Source organism: Streptomyces sp. NPDC050988, assembly GCF_044456225.1.
Lineage (GTDB): Bacteria > Actinomycetota > Actinomycetes > Streptomycetales > Streptomycetaceae > Streptomyces.
Genome location: NZ_JBITFQ010000054.1, coordinates 1 through 16057 on the forward strand (window position 1 = coordinate 1; position 16057 = coordinate 16057).

The window sequence follows — 16057 nt, forward strand, 5'->3', positions numbered from 1 at the left end:
TCGGATCTTGGGTAAGCCATCAGATCCAGAGACATTCCTCCAATCTCTGCCCGCTGCGCGGGCTATACGGCACTGCGCCTCGTGGCGCAGAGAGGGTGTTGTGCGGACGGTTGGCCGGGATGCGCTCCTTGGCGCGCAGCGTCTTCAGCTCGGCGAGCGTGAAGTCCTCGGTGAACCAGCCGGTGGTGGACACCCCGTCGAGGAGCTTGGTCGTCTTGCGGCTCGCGAACTCGGGGTGCGCGGAGACGTCCGTCGTACCGCCGATCTCCGGCTCGTGACGGCAGACGAGGTGGCCGTCCTTGGTGGGCACCAGGTCGCCCGCCTCGATGACGTGCGCGCCCATGTCGAGGGCCAGCTGGTACGAGCCGAGCGTGTGCTCCGGCCGGTAGCCGCTGGCCCCGCGGTGCCCGATGATCGTCGGCTTCGGCAGGCTCCTGTAGCCGGCGCCGCCCTGCTTCTCGTCGGCTCTCGCCGTGGCCGGCACTCCGAGGACCGCTCCGCCGGCGCCGAGGACCGCGGCCCCGAGCAGCGCACGCCGTCCCGGGCCGGTCCCGTTCAGTCCCTCGTTCGACTCCTGCGTCCCCATGTGCGCTCCTCCGCATACTGCGCTGCACCTGTCAAAGCGGGACGATCGTAGGTGCGCGGGGGTGACGGAGGGGAGACCTTGGACGGAACACGCGGGTGACGCTGGATGTCGTGTGGGGTGCGTGAGTTGGCCGGGGACCGGCGGGGGTCGGCGCGGACCGACTTTCCCTCGACCGACTCGCCCTCGACCTACTTGTCCCGCACTGACTTGTCCCGCACTGACTTGTCATCAAACGCCGGACCCGCCGGGTGGGTGGAGGTGGCCGGGGTGGGTACCCGACCTCCCAAAAGGCCTAACAGGTGCGGACTTCGTCACACCGTGTCGTACGGATGACGGCCGTGCGACGGGGCGCCACCGCAGGTAAACAAGGGTCAACAGTGCGTATCCACTCGGTGAACCCGATGTGCAAGACCCGGGGGGCCGCGAGTATCGTCCTCACCTGCACAGACTTATACCGATCCCTTGACACCGGAGGGCACGTTGTCCCGCTTCGCGCTCATCAAGGCAGTGCTCGGACCGATCATGCGCCTGATGTTCCGCCCACGGGTGGAGGGTGCGGAGCGCATCCCGGGCACGGGCCCGGTCATCCTGGCCGGCAACCACCTCACGTTCATCGACTCGATGATCATGCCGCTCTTCTGCGACCGGCAGGTCTTCTTCATCGGCAAGGACGAGTACGTCACCGGGAAGGGCATCAAGGGCCGGCTCATGGCCTGGTTCTTCACGGGCTGCGGCATGATCCCGGTCGACCGTGACGGCGGGCGCGGCGGTGTCGCGGCGCTGATGACCGGCCGGCGCGTGCTGGAAGAGGGCAAGGTCTTCAGCATCTACCCCGAGGGCACCCGCTCCCCCGACGGCCGGCTCTACCGCGGCCGCACGGGCATCGCCCGCCTGGCGATGATGACCGGCGCGCCCGTCGTGCCGTTCGCCATCATCGGCACGGACAAGATCCAGCCGGGCGGTGCGGGGTTTCCGCGGCCCGGCCGCGTGACTGTTCGGTTCGGTGAGGCGATGGAGTTCTCTCGGTACGAGGGGATGGACCGGGACCGGTACGTGCTGCGGGCCGTGACCGACTCGGTGATGGCTGAGGTCATGCGGTTGTCGGGGCAGGAGTATGTGGACATGTACGCCACGAAGGCCAAGGAAGCGGCTTAGCTCCGCTGGTTTTTTTTGGGGGCTCCGGGGTGAGGGGCCTGGGTTGTGGGGCGCTGGGGTGGGGGGCCCGGGTTGTGGGGCGCTGCGGGTTCGTTGTGGCTTGTCGCGCAGTTCCCCGCGCCCCTATAGGGCGCTTGCCCCGACGCAGGCCATCGGGCGCGGCCCCGTCGCGGTCCTGAAGGGGCGCTGGACCCGCGGCCTTGAGAAGGGGTCCGCGGGCGGCGATGGCTTCAGTGAGGTTGTTCGTCCGGTGGGGCCGCGTTTGTGTGGTCGGCTCCTGGGGACGGGAACCAGAGGACGAAGGTCGAGCCCTTGCCGAGGGTTGAGAAGAGGCGGATCTGGCCGCCGTGGGACTCGACTATCTGGCGGACGATCGCGAGGCCCAGGCCCGCGTGACGGTCGTGGCCGCCGCCGTTGCCCTTGGCGCGCCAGAAGCGGTCGAAGACTCGGGTCTGGTCGTCGTCGAGGATGCCGGGGCCCTCGTCCTGGACCGATGCCCAGAGCCAGCCGTCCATCCGGCCCGCTGCGACCGTGATTGCGGTGCCCGGCGGCGAGAGTCGTACGGCGTTGGAGAGCAGGTTGCCGACTGCCCTGCGCAGCGCGTCGTGGTCGCCGATGACCGTCAGGCCCGTGGTGAGACGCCGGTGCAGTACGAGCCCGCGCTCGGCGGCGAGCGGCGCGAACTCCTCGCAGGCCTCGGCCGCGGCCGCCGCCAGGTCGACGTCCGCGTCCGCGAGGGCGGGTGCCGTGCGGCGGGCGGTGGCCAGCAGGTCCTCGACCAGACGGGTCATACGGGTCGTCGCGCGGTCCACACTTCGGACGGCCGCCCTGCGCTCCGCCTCCTCGGACTCCTCCGCCGTCAGCACCGCGTCCAGGTTGGCCCGGATGATCGCGAGCGGGCTGCGCAGTTCGTGGGAGGCATCGTCGATGAGCTGGCGCTGGGCGCGGAAGGCCTCGTCGAGGCGGTCGAGCATGGAGTCGACGGTGTCGGCGAGGTCGCGGAGCTCGTCCTTGGGTCCGTCGAGGCGGATGCGCTGCGAGAGGTCGGTGGCCTGGATCTCGGCGGCCGTACGGGAGATGGAGCGTACGGGACGCAGGGCGCGGCCGGAGAGGATCCAGCCGATGGCGAGGCTGGTGACGGCGAGTCCGCCGAGTACGGCGAAGGAGAAGCGGCGCAGGTTCGCGAGGGTCTCGTAGTTGACGGCGGCCTCGACCTCTTGGACCTTCACCACCGGGATCTCGCCGACGTACTCGTCGTTCACGTACTTCGACGCCGAGAACTGCTTGCTGACGGGGTGCGCCTCGCCGCTGCGCTCGACGGCGAGATATGTCGCGCCGAGGACGAGTGCGGTGAGGACGAAGAGCAGGCCGGAGTAGAGGACGGTGAGGCGGAAGCGGATGGTGTGGGTGAACGCCGGGAGGCGGAGCCTCGCCCTCGCGATCCGCAGCGCGCCGATCATCGGGTCTCCTTGAGGCGGTACCCCTGCCTGATCACCGTCTCGATGAGCGGTTCCTCTTCTCCGGTGATCTTCCGGCGCAGAGAACCGACCGTGACCCGCACGGTGTTGGTGAACGGGTCGGCGTATTCGTCCCAGACGTGTTCGAGGAGTTCCTCGGCCGGTACGACACGTCCGGGGCGGGTCATCAGGTAGTGCAGGACTCCGAACTCCTTGGGTGTGAGCTGGAGCGGGCGTGCGCCCCGGAAGGCCTCGAACCGGGCGGTGTCCAGGCGGAGTTCGCCGACCTCGACGACCGCGGTCCCGCCGTCCTCGCGGCGCAGCAACGCCCTTATCCGGGCCAGGAGTTCGGGCAGCGCGAACGGTTTCACCAGGTAGTCGTCGGCGCCCTCGTCGAGGCCCCGGACGCGGTCGGCGAGACGGTCGCGGGCGGTGAGCATCAGGATGCGGGGACCGCCGGGAGTGGCCCGTACGGCACGGCAGACCGAGAAGCCGTCGCCATCGGGCAGGTTGAGGTCCAGCAGCACGAGGTCGTAGTCGTTGACGGCCAGCTTCTCCGTGGCCGTGTCGACGTCGGGCGCGATGTCCACCGCGTAACCGGCCCGTACCAGCCCGACCTTGAGAGCGACGACGAGATCTTCCTCGTCCTCGACGACCAGTAGTCTCATCTGCCCCACCCGCCTCTAGCCGCTGTATGTGCAATGCCCCGTCGGGGGCGCGGGGAACTGCGCGACAAGCCACGACGAACCCGCAGCTTCAGTCGAACCGTCCCACGACCCGCTCATCCGTCGATGATCGCCCGCGCGGCGGCACGCGCGTCCGCCATCGGAATGGCGAACCCGATCCCTATCGAACCGCCCCGCTGCTGGTCCAACGTGGCGATGGCCGTGTTGATGCCGATCACACGGCCGTCCGCGTCGACGAGCGGACCGCCGGAGTTCCCCGGATTGATCGACGCGTCGGTCTGCAGGGCCCGCCGCCGCTCACCGCCCTCGCCGAGCCGCACGGACCGGTCGAGCGCGCTGACGATGCCCGAGGTGACGGTGCCGCTGAGGCCGAGCGGGGACCCGATGGCGAGGACGGTGTCGCCCACGCCTGGCTTCGCCCGAGCACCGGCGGCCAGGTCTGCGGCGCGTAGCCCGCGGGCGGTCTCCGGTTCCAGGACGGCCACGTCGTTGGCGGGGTCGTCGCCGAGTACGTCCGCACGGAGCCTGCGCCCGTCCTGGAGCTCGATCGACACCTCCGAACTCCCCGCCACCACATGCGCGTTGGTGAGGATCCGGCCGCGCTCGTCGAACACGAACCCGGAGCCCTGTCCCTCCGCCGTCTCGATCGACACGACACTCGGCAGCACACGCGCGGCGACCGCTTCGAGCCCCGTGACGTCCTCCTGCCCGGCCGCCGACGCGGCGGGCTCCTCGTCGCCGACGGCCCCGGCCGCGTACCCCGCGGCACCGCCCGCGAGGACGGCGGCGAGGACCGCGGCCAAGAGGGGGCTGACCTTGCGGGGAGACCTGGGAGGAGGGGCCGGAGAGGGGTGCGGGGCCGGGGTCGTGTACGGGCTTGGGTACGTCGTCTCCGGTGGTGCGGCCGGGCCGAATCCCGAGGGAGGCCGACCGGGCAGGAAGGAAGGTCCGCGGGGCTCGCCGAGGCCCGGGTAGGGGGTGTGGGGCCGGCGCCCGCTCCGGTACGGGTCGCTGGGCTCTTCCTCGGCCCGAAGTCCCTCCGCCCTGGGGCCGTTGGGGCCCAGCGGGCCGGGCGGACGGGGTGGCCCGGTGGGACGCGACGGGCCCAGCGGGCGGGTCGGGCTGGGGTGCGCCGGAGGCCCCGCGCGGCCGGGGAGGCCCGTGCCGCCCGGAAGACCCGGCCGGTCGGGAAGAACGGGCTGGTCCGGAAGAACCGGCTGTTCAGGGAGGCCCGCGTCGCGCGGCGGTCCCGGGTGACTCGGTGGGACCGGGTGGCTCGGCGGTCCCGGGTGGCTCGGTGGGCCCGGGTGACGCGGTGGGCCCGGGTGGCTCGGTGAGCCCGGGTGGCCCTGGAATCGGTCGTACGACACGGTCGTTCCTCCTTGGTCGCGGAACCCTGGACCCGAGGGGCCGGGGCGCGGAACCCGGTGGTGCCGGAAGCCGGATGCCGGAAGCCTTGAGCGTGGCGCCGGGAGCCGGCGGGGTTGCGGATCAGGGGAGTCGGGAGAACCAGAGCAGTGAGGTGGCCGCGGTGGCGAGGGCCGTGAGGAGACCGGCGGCGACGAACCACTGCCAGATCTCGCGTTCCTCGGTGCGGTGCCCCACCGAGCTGCCGATGTCCTCGTACACCTCCTGGAGTTCTTCGCCCGTCGCGGCCTCGTGGAAGTCGCCGCCGGTGCTGGAGGCGAGCTCCCGCAGGGCGGGGCCGTCGACCGGGACGCTCACCGTGTCGCCGGACGGCAGGTCAATGGTCCCGCTTTCCGTGCCGTACGCGATGGTCGAGACCGGGATTTTGTCGCCGGCCGCCTCCCGGGCCGCGGACTCGACGGACCGGCCCGTGGTGTTGGAGCCGTCGGACAGCAGCACGATGTGCGCGGGCGGCGGCTTGGTCTCGGCCTCCCGGTCGAGCATGCGGACGGCGTCACGGGCGGCCACGACGGCCTCCCCGATCGCGGTGCCCTCGCCGGTGGTGAGCCGTTCGATGGCCGAGCGCAGGGCGCCGCGGTCGGTGGTCGGCGGGACCGCGACCGTGGCGGAGCCGCTGAACGGTACGAGCCCCGCGTTGAAGCGCTCGGGCAGCCGGTCGACGAAGGCGAGCGCGGCGCGCTGGGCGGCCGCGAAGCGGGTCGGCTCGACGTCGGTGGCCTCCATGGACGCCGACACGTCGAACGCCACCACGATCGTGGCTCGCTCACGCGGCACCTGCACCTCCGTGGTCGGCCGGGCGAAGCCCACGACGAGCAGCGCGAGCGTGCCGCAGAAGGCGGCCGCGGGGACATGGCGGCGCCAGCCGGGCCGCCGGGGCGCGACCTTGTCCAGCAGTTCCAGGTTGGTGAACCGGACCGCGTACCGGCCGCGTCTGCGCTGCACCAGGAGATAGGCGCCGATCAGCAGGGCGAGCGGCACCAGGAGCAGCAGCCAGCCGGGCGAGTGAAGACTCACGGCACCTCCAGCGGACTCATGGCCCCTCCAGGGGATCCGGGCCTATGGACGGGAGTACGGACATGGGGGCGACGGGCGTGTTCACGCGGCACCGCCTCCCGACCGGCGTCGCTGCTCCTCGACATGGCGTACGACGTCTCGGACCCAGTCGCGGTCCGTACGCAGCCGGAGGTGGGCCGCGCCCGCCCGGCGGATGGACGCCTTGATCAACGCCCGCTGTTCCAGGGCCGCTTCGGCGTACCGTTCACGCAACTTCCGTGAGTGGGTCGGGATTTCGCGCCTGACGCCCGTCTCGGGATCGACGACGTTGAGCAACCCCACTGCGGGCAGCTCCAGTTCACGGGGGTCGACGGTCTCGACGGCCAGGATCTGGTGGCGGTGGGCGATCGTTCGAAGGGGTTGCTCCCAGCCGGTCTCCAGGAAGTCGGAGACGACGGCGACCAGGCCGCTGCCGGGGAGTGTGCGCAGCGAACGCAGGGCGTCGGCCAGGGAGTGCCGGGCGTCCTGGGCCGCACCCGCCGCCACCCGGGGCCGGTCCAGGGCGGCCCGCAGGATCGTGAGGAGGTGGTGGCGCCCAGTGCGGGGCGGGATCCGCTGGATGCCGGCCGGTCCGGTGATCTGCGCGCCGAGCCGGTTCCCGGCCCGTTCGGTGAGGAAGGCGACGGCCGCCGCCGCGCCGACAGCCAGGTCGCGTTTCTCCATCCTTGCCGTGCCGAAGTCCATGCTCGCGGACGCGTCGAGCACGATCCAGGTGGTCAGTTCACGGTCGGCGAGGGTGAGCCGGACGTGCGGGACGGTGGTGCGTGCGGTGGCGTTCCAGTCCATCCGGCGTACGTCGTCGCCGATGACGTACGGCCGGGTCTCGGACACCTCGGTGCCCGGTCCCGGTACGAGACCGGGGTGGTCGCCCTGGAGGAGGCCGTCGGGGCGACGAGTGAAGAGCAACTCCAGGTGTTTCAGGGCCTGTTCGGGGGTGAGTTCGCTGAGGGTCGGGGTGCCGCTCATGCCGCTTCGCCCTCCGTTCCCCCCTCGGTCCGGCCCTCTGCACGTCCCTCTGCCCGTCCCTCTGCCCGTCCTTCGGAGCGGGTGGCGGCCTGGCGCGGGGTGATGCGCGGCTGCTCAACGGCGGCCAGTACCTCGTCGACGATCTCGGCGCCGGAGATGCCGTCGGCGAGTGCGTCGAAGGACAGCACTAGCCGGTGGGCGACGACCTCGTGGGCCAGGTCGTGCACATCCTCGGGAAGAACGTAGCCACGGCCGCGCAGCAGGGCGAGCGCGCGGGCGGCGGCGACCAGGCCCAGCGTGGCGCGCGGGCCGGCGCCGTGCGCCAACCGGCTGCCGGGGCCCGCGAGTTCACGGGTCGAGACGACCAGTCGTACGGCGTACTCGGCGACCGCGTGGTGCACGAACACCTCGTCGGCGGTGCGCTGGAGCGCGATGAGCCGCTCGGGGGTGAGGACGGGGCGCGCCCGGGGCGGGTCGACGCTCATGCGGTAGAGGATCGCGAGTTCCTCGGACTCGCTGGGGACGGCGACCTCGACCTTGAGCAGGAAGCGGTCGCGCTGGGCTTCGGGGAGTTGGTAGACGCCCTCGGACTCGATGGGGTTCTGGGTGGCGAGGACGAGGAACGGCTGGGGGACGGGGATGGTGGTGCCGCCGATGGACACCTGGTGCTCGCCCATCACTTCGAGGAGCGCTGACTGCACCTTGGCGGGGGCTCGGTTGATCTCGTCTGCGAGGACGAAGTTGGCGACGACCGGGCCGGGTTCGACGCTGAACGTCTCCTGGGACGGGCGGTAGATCCGGGTGCCGGTGATGTCGGACGGGACGAGGTCGGGCGTGAACTGCAGCCGGGCGAACCGTCCGCCGGCCACCTGGGCGAGGGTCTTCGCGGCGAGCGTCTTGGCGACGCCCGGGACACCCTGGAGCAGGCAGTGGCCCCGGGCCAGGACCGCGGTGAACATCCGCTCCACCATGCGGTCCTGGCCCACGATCACCCGCTTGACCTCGAAGAGCGCCTCTTCGAGGAGCTTCCCGTCGGTGGCGTCACCGTGTGGGTCGGCGGTGGTCACAGTGCTGCCGCGGGGTTGCTCGGATCCGCGGAGGGGGTGCCGCCGGTGCCGTCCTTGTCGGGGCAGTCCTCGCGGGTCCAGGTGCGGGTTCCGTTGTCGGCCGCTCCGTCCTCGGCCGTGCCTTCCTCGACGACGAAGCGGACCGTTTCGCGGGGGGCCTCGTCGCCGTCCGCGGCGAGGGCGACGCCGCCGGCCGCCAGGGCCGCGGTGGCCAGCGCGGAGACGACGAGGATCTTTCGGTTACGGATATGACGGGTCATGGTCGGTGGCTCCTTCGGCCGTGTGGGACGACGTCCGGTACGGGGCCAAGACCATCAGGTGAGGGCGAAAACGGGCTTAAAGGGGGACGCTGCCTGCGGGTTTGGGGGCGGGGGGTGTTTGTTGGCTGCGGGTGCGTTGTGGCTTGTGGCGCCCACGCGGCGGAGCCGCACAATGTCGCAGCCCCGCGCCCCTGAAGGGGCGCGCCCCCCTACTCCCCGCTTCCCAGCTTCTGTCCTCTCAGGAGTATCCATGCCGCCACCGACGCCGCCAGCAGTACCGCCGCGCCCAGGCCCGCCGCGAGCGCGATGCCGTCGACGAAAGCTGTGCGGGCGGCGGTAAGGAGGGGCTCGGCGTTGGGCAGGGCCGTCGACGCCTCCACGGCGCCGCCGAGGGACTCGTGGGCCGCGGCGGCCACCTCGGGGGGTGTGCCCGGTGGGGCCGTGAACCCGGCGTAGACGCCGGTGACGATGGAGCCGAGCAGGGCGATGCCGAGGGCCGCGCCGAGTTCGTACGCCGTCTCGGAGACCGCGGACGCGGCGCCCGCCTGTTCCTTGGGGACGCTGGAGAGGATGACGTCGGCGGTCACGGTGAAGGAGAAGCCCGCGCCCACGCCGACGACCAGCAGGGCACCGCCGAGAAGCGGATACCCGGTCGATTCGGTGAGCAAGGTCAGCGCGCCCAGGGCGAGCCCGATCGCGGCGAGACCGCCGGCGGTGACGGCCCGCACCGAGTAGCGGCGTGCCACCGTACCCGCGACCAGGCCGGCCGCCACCGCGCCCAGCGCGGCGGGCAGTTCGGCCAGGCCCGCCTCCAACGGCCCCCTCCCCTGCACGAGTTGGAGGTACTGCGAGAGGAAGAAGACCAGCCCGGACAGGCCGAGGATGGTCAGCAGATCGGCGAGCACGGCCCCGGAGAAGCCGCGGTTGCGGAACAGCCGCATGTCCAACAGCGGGATGGGGAGGGCGAGTTGGCGGCGTACGAATCCGTAGAGCGCGGCCGCGCCGAGCAGGGCCGCGGCTCCCGCCGTGGCGTTCGGGCCGTGCGAGGCGGCCTCCTTGATCCCGTACACGATGCCGACCATGCCGACGAGCGACAGCACGACGCTCATCAGGTCCCAGGGGCCGGGCTCGGGATTGCGGGACTCGGGGAGCAGCTTCACGCCGACGAGGACGAGGACCGCCATCACGGGGAGATTGATCAGGAAGACGGAGCCCCACCAGAAGTGTTCGAGGAGGAAGCCGCCGACGACCGGACCGACCGCCGTGCCGGCCGAGGCGGTGGCGCCCCAGATGCCGATGGCGAGGCTGCGTTCGCGCGGGTCGTGGAAGAGGTTGCGGATGAGCGCCAGGGTGGCGGGCATCAGGGTCGCGCCAGCGACACCGAGCAGTGCCCGCGCCACGATCATCAACTCGGGTGTGCTCGCATAGGCGTTGAGCACGGATATGAGACCGAACGCGACCGAGCCGATGAGCAGCAGCTTCTTGCGCCCGATGCGGTCACCGAGGCTGCCCATCGAGACGAGCAGGCCCGCGATGACGAACGAGTAGACGTCCCCGATCCACAACAGCTGCGTACCGGAGGGCTTGAGGTCCTCGCTGATGTAGGGGGTCGCGAGGCCGAGGACGGTCGCGTCGACGGCCACCAGCAGCACGGCGAGGACGAGGACGGCGAGCGCGAGCCAGCGGCCCGGACGCTTCTCCGTCTCCGCCGCGAACGCCGGCCGCACCGTGCTGGTCATGATTCCTCTCTCCGTAGTGCGCCGCCGAGCAGCAGCTCGACGATCATGTGGTGGAAGTCGTTGGCGGCCACCCGGCCCTCGGTCACGGCCCAGGCCCCGGAGGCGATGAGCCCGTAGAGGGCCTCGGTGAGCCAGGCCGGGGTGAGGTCGATGCGGAACTCGCCGCTCTCCTGGCCGCGCCGGAACACCGCGGCGATGCGTGCGTCGAGCCGGGCCCAGCCCTCGTGCCGTTCCTCGCCCTCGAACAGCTGGTTCTCGGAGTAGAGGAAGGCGAGCAGCCCGGCGGCGCTCTCGACCTCCGCCACCAGACGGCGTACGGCCTCCCGGGCGGTGTCCTCGTCGAGCCGTGCCGCGTCCAGCGCCGCCTCGCACTCGCGGATGCCGAGATCCTCCAACGCGCGTACGAGGGCGTCGCGCCCGGCGAACTGGCGGTGCAGCGTGGCCCGGCTGATCCCGGCCGCCTTGGCGACCTCGTCCATGGTGGCGGTGGATTTCCGGGTGAGCAGGGCGGCTGCGCTGCGCAGCACGTGGTCACGGTCGATGGCCATGAGACAACCATAAACCATATGAGACACCAATGTCTCACCCGAAGCGTGCGACGCTCACCACCAGTGGGTCCACCGTGAGTCCACCGTGGGTCTGCCTGTGACGGCTCAGTGCCAGGGCAGCTGCCCGCGCCGCTCCCAGTACGCCACCGGCTCCTCGACCAGCGCGTCGAGCCGGGACTGCTGCTCGTCGTCGAGGTCGACCACGGCGGCGTGCAGGTTCGAGGAGAGCTGGACGGCCGTGGCCGCGCCGGAGAGGACGACGCCCGCCCAGGGCTGCCGCAGGACGAGCGCCAGGGCGACCGCGTCGGAGCCAAGGCCGGCCTCTTCGGCGATGGCGCGTACGGCGTCCGGTGCGTGCGGGTCGGCGAGCCGGCCGTTGGCCATGCCCTCCTTGACGATCACGGTGAGCCCGGCGTCGTGCGCCTCGGCGAGCGCGGGGCCCGCGGACGTCTCCAGGACGTTGTAGGTGGCCTGGACGGTACGGAACAGCGGCTCGCCGTCGACCGTCACGGCGAGCGCGGTGCGGATCGCGTCGGCCTGGGCCGGGCCGCTGGTGGAGAAGCCGACGGTCAGGCCCTGCGCGGCCGCCTCCGCCAGCTTGGCGTGCAGTTCCTTGTCGGTGAGGGCCGGGCTGTCCGGGGTCACCGAGTGGATCTGGTAGAGGTCGAGCCGGTCACCGAGCAGTTCCGCGCTCTCGGCACGCTGCCTCTCGTACGTGGCGAGGCTGTGGTCCTTGATCTCGTGGGCCTCGGCGTCGGTGCGCCAGTCGGCCGTATAGGTGTAGCCCCACTTGCTGCCGACGACGACGTCCCCGATGTCGGACCGTGTGTTCAGCCAGCCGGCGAGGAACTCCTCCGAACGGCCGTACGAGCGGGCGGCGTCGAAGTAGCGCACGCCCTGGGCGTAGGCGGCGTCGAGGAGTTCGTGCGTGCGGGTGCGGAGCGTGTCGACGCTGCGGTCTTCGCCGAGGTCGTGGTCCCGGCCGAGGTTGATGTAGCCGGGGCGGCCGACTGCGGCGAGGCCCAGTCCGATGTGGCAGGTGGGGGTCGTTGCTGTGGCCAGTCGGGCGAAGGGCATCGCGGGCTCCGTTCGGTCGGCTCCAGTACGGCTGTCCGACCAACGTAACCCGCGATGACCTTTGGCGAAGGGCGCCGGGGAACTCGGTTCGTTCGGCGCCTGGGCGGGTGCGGGCTGCGTTGTGGCTGGTCGCGCCCCGCGGCGGAGCCGCAAATGTCACAGCCCCGCGCCCCTGAAGGGGCGCCCCCCTACTGAAGGGGCGCTCCCCCTACCGCTTGTCTTTGGCCGTCGCCCACTCGTGCTGGGCCGCCACGTTCGCCTTCACCTCTGTCAGCTGGATCGCGACCGCGCTCGGGGCCGTGCCTCCACGGCCGTTGCGGGAGGCCAGGGCGCCCGGGACGTTCAGGACCGACCGGACCTCGGGCGTGAGGTGGGCGGAGATCTTCGCGAACTGCTCGTCGGTGAGGCCGTCGAGTTCGATGCCGTCGGCCTCCGCGGCCTTCACGCACTCCCCCGCGACCTCGTGCGCGACACGGAACGGCACGCCCTGCTTGACGAGCCACTCGGCGATGTCGGTGGCGAGCGAGAACCCGGCCGGGGCCAGCTCCTCCATGCGCTCGCGATGGACGGTGAGGGTCGCCATCATCCCGGTGAAGGCGGGCAGCAGGACCTCCAGCTGGTCGCAGGAGTCGAAGACCGGCTCCTTGTCCTCCTGGAGGTCGCGGTTGTACGCGAGGGGCAGGGCCTTCAGCGTCGCCATGAGACCGGTGAGGTTGCCGATCAGACGGCCGCTCTTGCCGCGCGCCAGCTCCGCGATGTCCGGGTTCTTCTTCTGCGGCATGATCGACGAGCCGGTGGAGAAGGCGTCGTGGAGGGTGACGAAGGAGAACTCCTTCGTGTTCCAGATGATGACCTCCTCGGCGATCCGGGAGAGGTTCACCCCGATCATCGCGGTGATGAAGGCGAACTCGGCGACGAAGTCGCGCGAGGCCGTGCCGTCGATGGAGTTGCCGACACTGCCGTGCTCGAACCCGAGGTCCTTGGCGACCGACTCCGGGTCCAGGCCGAGCGAGGAACCGGCCAGGGCGCCCGAGCCGTACGGCGACACGGCCGTCCGCTCGTCCCACTGCCGCAGACGTTCGGCGTCCCGGGACAGGGACTGGACGTGGGCCAGCACATGGTGGGCGAACAGCACGGGCTGGGCGTGCTGCAGATGCGTACGGCCCGGCATCGCGACGTCCGGGTGCGCCTCGGCGAGCCCGATCAGCGCGTCCTGGAGGTCGGCGATCAGGCCGCCGATGATCCGGGCGTGATCGCGCAGGTACATCCGGAAGAGCGTGGCGACCTGGTCGTTGCGCGAGCGGCCGGCGCGCAGCTTGCCGCCGAGGTCCGGGCCGAGCTGCTCCAGGAGGCCTCGCTCCAGGGCGGTGTGCACGTCCTCGTCGGCGATGGTTCCGACGAAGGAGCCGTCCGCGACGACGGTCTCCAGCCGGTCGAGCCCCGCGAGCATGCGCTCCAGCTCGTCGTCGGTGAGGAGGTTCGCCTTGTGCAGCACGCGCGCGTGGGCACGCGATCCGGCGATGTCGTACGGCGCCAGCCGCCAGTCGAAGTGGACGGACGCGGACAGCTTGGCCAGAGCCTCGGCGGGCCCATCGGCGAACCGCCCACCCCAGAGCCGTACATCACCGCTGTTGCTGCTCACTTGCTGTACTCCTCAGAACTGTTGATTGGCGAGACGCGCCCCATAGGGGCGCGGGGAACTGCGTGACCAGCCCACCACAACCCGCACGTGGTTACGCACCGGACTCCCCGAAACGCCTACGCGAGGTCCCTCTTCGCCGCGATCTTCGAAGACAGCGCGAAGATGTCGATGAACCCCTGCGCCTTGGACTGGTCGAACGTATCGCCCAAGTCGTACGTCGCGAGGTTGAAGTCGTACAGCGACTCCTCGGACCTCCGCCCGGTGACGACGGCACGGCCCCCGTGCAGGGTCATCCGGATGTCCCCGGAGACATGCTGGTTGGCCTCGTTGATGAACCCGTCCAGGGCCCGCTTGAGCGGGGAGAACCACAGACCGTCGTAGACCAGCTCGCCCCAGCGCTGCTCGACCTGCCGCTTGTAGCGGGCGAGTTCACGCTCGACGGTGACGTTCTCCAGCTCCTGGTGGGCCGTGATCAGCGCGATCGCGCCGGGAGCCTCGTACACCTCGCGGGACTTGATGCCCACGAGCCGGTCCTCGACCATGTCGATCCGGCCGATGCCCTGGGCGCCCGCGCGGGTGTTGAGCTGCTGGATGGCCTGGAGGACGCTGACGGGCTTGCCGTCGATGGCGACCGGGACGCCCGCCTTGAAGGTGACGACCACCTCGTCGGGCTCGCGCGGGAGCGCCGGGTTCTGCGTGTACTCGTAGACGTCCTCGATCGGCGCGTTCCAGATGTCCTCCAGGAAGCCCGTCTCGACGGCACGTCCGAAGACGTTCTGGTCGATGGAGTACGGCGACTTCTTGGTGGTGGCGATCGGCAGGCCCTTCTCCTCGCAGAAGGCGATCGCCTTGTCCCTGGTCATCGCGTAGTCGCGGACCGGGGCGATGCACTTGAGGTCCGGGCCGAGGGCCTGGATGCCGGCCTCGAACCGCACCTGGTCGTTGCCCTTGCCGGTGCAGCCGTGCGCGACGATGCCCGCGCCGTGCTTGTGGGCGGCGGCGACGAGGTGCTTGACGATCGTCGGCCGGGAGAGGGCGGAGACCAGCGGGTAGCGGTCCATGTAGAGGGCGTTGGCCTTGAGCGCCGGGAGGCAGTACTCCTCGGCGAACTCGTCCTTCGCGTCCGCGACCTCGGCCTCGACGGCGCCGCACGCGAGGGCGCGCTTGCGGATGACGTCCAGGTCCTCGCCGCCCTGGCCGACGTCGACCGCGACAGAGATGACCTCGGCGCCCGTCTCCTCGGCGATCCAGCCGATGGCGACGGAGGTGTCCAGACCGCCTGAGTAGGCGAGTACGACGCGCTCGGTCACGGGCTTCTCCTCACAATGCACTCACTGACATGCATGAGTATGCAGTGCTCTGCATGATTCGTCAATCTCGGGGTGTGCCGGAAAGTAATTTCGGCGTCACTTGAACACTGGAAACCGCTTTCCCGTACTCCAGTCCGAACGCCGGCGCCGCGTTTGTAAACCCACTCCTGACCCAAGTGAGGCACTCGCATGTCCAGGGCTCTTCCGAAGTACAACAAGCGCCGTGTGGCCATCATCGGCGGCGTGGCCGCGGTGGCGTTGTCCGGAGCGGTCATCGCCGGATCGGCCTTGGCCGGGGAAACGTCCAAGAGCACCAACAGCCAGGCCGCCAGAACGAAGGCGTCCCCCGGCACGGTCAGCTGCCCCGCGGTCGCGCCGAGCCTCCCCGCGATCCCCGCCTCCGCCAAGGCCGAGGTCGACCGCAACCTGGCTCTGCTCGACACCCAGATCGCCGAGGCCAACAAGCGCCTCGTCGACACCGTCGGCCAGGGCGGCCCCAACTTCGCCCAGAACGCGATCATCGGCCCGCTCAAGGACAAGCGCGTAGCGACCATCAACCGCATCGCCACCGCCATCGGCCGCACCGCCGCCAAGCCCACGGGCCTCGACTCCCTCGCCCCCTGCACGCTGAACGCGGGCGGGGCGGCAGGAGGCGGTGCCGCGGCGTCGCCGAGCGCGTCCCCCACCCAGCAGGCGGGCGGCAACACCGGGAACACGGGGAACACCGGCAACACGAACGCGGCCGGCACCGTGAGCTGCCCCGCCGTCGCGCCGAGCCTCCCCGCGATCCCCGCCTCCGCCAAGGCCGAGGTCGACCGCAACCTCGCCCTCCTCGACACCCAGATCGCCGAAGCCAACAAGCGCCTCGTCGACACCGTCGGCCAGGGCGGCCCCAACTTCGCCCAGAACGCGATCATCGGCCCCCTCAAGGACAAGCGCGTAGCGACCATCAACCGCATCGCCACCGCCATCGGCCGCACCGCCGCCAAGCCCACGGGCCTCGACTCCCTCGCCGCCTGCACGCTCAACAAGTAACCACCGGCACAAGCAACCACCGAATCACCGACGTCCCCCCACGGGCGC

The 16057-nt window shown here is 71.0% G+C and carries 14 protein-coding genes and 1 pseudogene; 2 read left to right on the plus strand and 13 right to left on the minus strand.

What is annotated here, in order from left to right; genetic code table 11:
- Positions 1-67: 67 nt before the first annotated feature.
- Positions 68-586, minus strand: a pseudogene (locus ACIBEI_RS48695) (glycerophosphodiester phosphodiesterase family protein); the annotation flags it as partial.
- A gap of 480 nt (positions 587-1066) precedes the next feature.
- On the opposite strand from ACIBEI_RS48695, the gene ACIBEI_RS48700 reads away from it, so the two are divergent.
- Positions 1067-1741, plus strand: a complete 675-nt coding sequence (locus ACIBEI_RS48700) for a 1-acyl-sn-glycerol-3-phosphate acyltransferase (protein ID WP_055616518.1) — start codon at positions 1067-1069, stop codon at positions 1739-1741.
- Positions 1742-1971: 230 nt separating this feature from the next.
- Here the strand turns inward: ACIBEI_RS48700 and ACIBEI_RS48705 are convergent, their stop codons facing one another.
- From ACIBEI_RS48705 to ACIBEI_RS48760, 12 genes are all read right to left on the minus strand, one after another.
- On the minus strand, positions 1972-3201 hold the full coding sequence (locus ACIBEI_RS48705) for a sensor histidine kinase (protein ID WP_398897893.1): 1230 nt from the start codon (positions 3199-3201) through the stop codon (positions 1972-1974).
- Positions 3198-3866, minus strand: coding sequence for a response regulator transcription factor (locus ACIBEI_RS48710; protein ID WP_055616520.1), 669 nt, complete (start codon positions 3864-3866; stop codon positions 3198-3200). Before ACIBEI_RS48710 ends, ACIBEI_RS48705 begins: the two co-directional genes overlap by 4 nt.
- Positions 3867-3979: 113 nt before the next feature.
- The gene (locus ACIBEI_RS48715; protein ID WP_398897894.1) at positions 3980-4687 is read right to left on the minus strand and encodes a S1C family serine protease; all 708 of its coding nucleotides are present in this window, start codon (positions 4685-4687) and stop codon (positions 3980-3982) included.
- A gap of 688 nt (positions 4688-5375) precedes the next feature.
- On the minus strand, positions 5376-6326 hold the full coding sequence (locus ACIBEI_RS48720) for a VWA domain-containing protein (protein WP_398897895.1): 951 nt from the start codon (positions 6324-6326) through the stop codon (positions 5376-5378).
- A gap of 81 nt (positions 6327-6407) precedes the next feature.
- Positions 6408-7331 carry a DUF58 domain-containing protein gene (locus ACIBEI_RS48725; protein ID WP_398897897.1) on the minus strand — a complete coding sequence of 308 codons (924 nt, stop codon included), beginning with the start codon at positions 7329-7331 and terminating at the stop codon, positions 6408-6410.
- Positions 7328-8398, minus strand: coding sequence for an AAA family ATPase (locus ACIBEI_RS48730; RefSeq protein WP_398897899.1), 1071 nt, complete (start codon positions 8396-8398; stop codon positions 7328-7330). Before ACIBEI_RS48730 ends, ACIBEI_RS48725 begins: the two co-directional genes overlap by 4 nt.
- Positions 8395-8658, minus strand: a complete 264-nt coding sequence (locus ACIBEI_RS48735; protein ID WP_398897900.1) for a hypothetical protein — start codon at positions 8656-8658, stop codon at positions 8395-8397. The genes ACIBEI_RS48730 and ACIBEI_RS48735 overlap by 4 nt, the downstream gene beginning before the upstream one ends.
- Positions 8659-8867: 209 nt before the next feature.
- Positions 8868-10397 (minus strand): MFS transporter, encoded by a 1530-nt coding sequence (locus tag ACIBEI_RS48740; protein ID WP_398897902.1) that lies wholly within the window; start codon positions 10395-10397, stop codon positions 8868-8870.
- Positions 10394-10945 (minus strand): TetR/AcrR family transcriptional regulator, encoded by a 552-nt coding sequence (locus ACIBEI_RS48745; RefSeq protein WP_398897904.1) that lies wholly within the window; start codon positions 10943-10945, stop codon positions 10394-10396. The genes ACIBEI_RS48740 and ACIBEI_RS48745 overlap by 4 nt, the downstream gene beginning before the upstream one ends.
- 105 nt (positions 10946-11050) lie before the next feature.
- Positions 11051-12022, minus strand: coding sequence for an aldo/keto reductase (locus tag ACIBEI_RS48750; protein WP_398897905.1), 972 nt, complete (start codon positions 12020-12022; stop codon positions 11051-11053).
- A gap of 208 nt (positions 12023-12230) precedes the next feature.
- Positions 12231-13664, minus strand: a complete 1434-nt coding sequence (gene argH / locus ACIBEI_RS48755; RefSeq protein ID WP_398897906.1) for an argininosuccinate lyase — start codon at positions 13662-13664, stop codon at positions 12231-12233.
- Positions 13665-13780: 116 nt separating this feature from the next.
- On the minus strand, positions 13781-14974 hold the full coding sequence (locus tag ACIBEI_RS48760) for an argininosuccinate synthase (RefSeq protein ID WP_398897907.1): 1194 nt from the start codon (positions 14972-14974) through the stop codon (positions 13781-13783).
- Positions 14975-15163: 189 nt separating this feature from the next.
- On the opposite strand from ACIBEI_RS48760, the gene ACIBEI_RS48765 reads away from it, so the two are divergent.
- Entirely contained in the window at positions 15164-16009 is an 846-nt protein-coding gene (locus ACIBEI_RS48765; RefSeq protein WP_359717158.1) for a hypothetical protein, read from the plus strand.
- Positions 16010-16057: the final 48 nt, after the last annotated feature.

Excerpts from the sequence above, each read along its gene's own strand:
- ACIBEI_RS48725 (WP_398897897.1), bottom strand. The coding sequence starts at position 7,331 with ATGAGCGGCACCCCGACCCTCAGCGAACTCACCCCCGAACAGGCCCTG.
- ACIBEI_RS48765 (WP_359717158.1), top strand. The coding sequence starts at position 15,164 with ATGTCCAGGGCTCTTCCGAAGTACAACAAGCGCCGTGTGGCCATCATC.
- ACIBEI_RS48750 (WP_398897905.1), bottom strand. The coding sequence starts at position 12,022 with ATGCCCTTCGCCCGACTGGCCACAGCAACGACCCCCACCTGCCACATC.
- ACIBEI_RS48745 (WP_398897904.1), bottom strand. The coding sequence starts at position 10,945 with ATGGCCATCGACCGTGACCACGTGCTGCGCAGCGCAGCCGCCCTGCTC.
- ACIBEI_RS48710 (WP_055616520.1), bottom strand. The coding sequence starts at position 3,866 with ATGAGACTACTGGTCGTCGAGGACGAGGAAGATCTCGTCGTCGCTCTC.
- ACIBEI_RS48705 (WP_398897893.1), bottom strand. The coding sequence starts at position 3,201 with ATGATCGGCGCGCTGCGGATCGCGAGGGCGAGGCTCCGCCTCCCGGCG.
- ACIBEI_RS48735 (WP_398897900.1), bottom strand. The coding sequence starts at position 8,658 with ATGACCCGTCATATCCGTAACCGAAAGATCCTCGTCGTCTCCGCGCTG.
- ACIBEI_RS48740 (WP_398897902.1), bottom strand. The coding sequence starts at position 10,397 with ATGACCAGCACGGTGCGGCCGGCGTTCGCGGCGGAGACGGAGAAGCGT.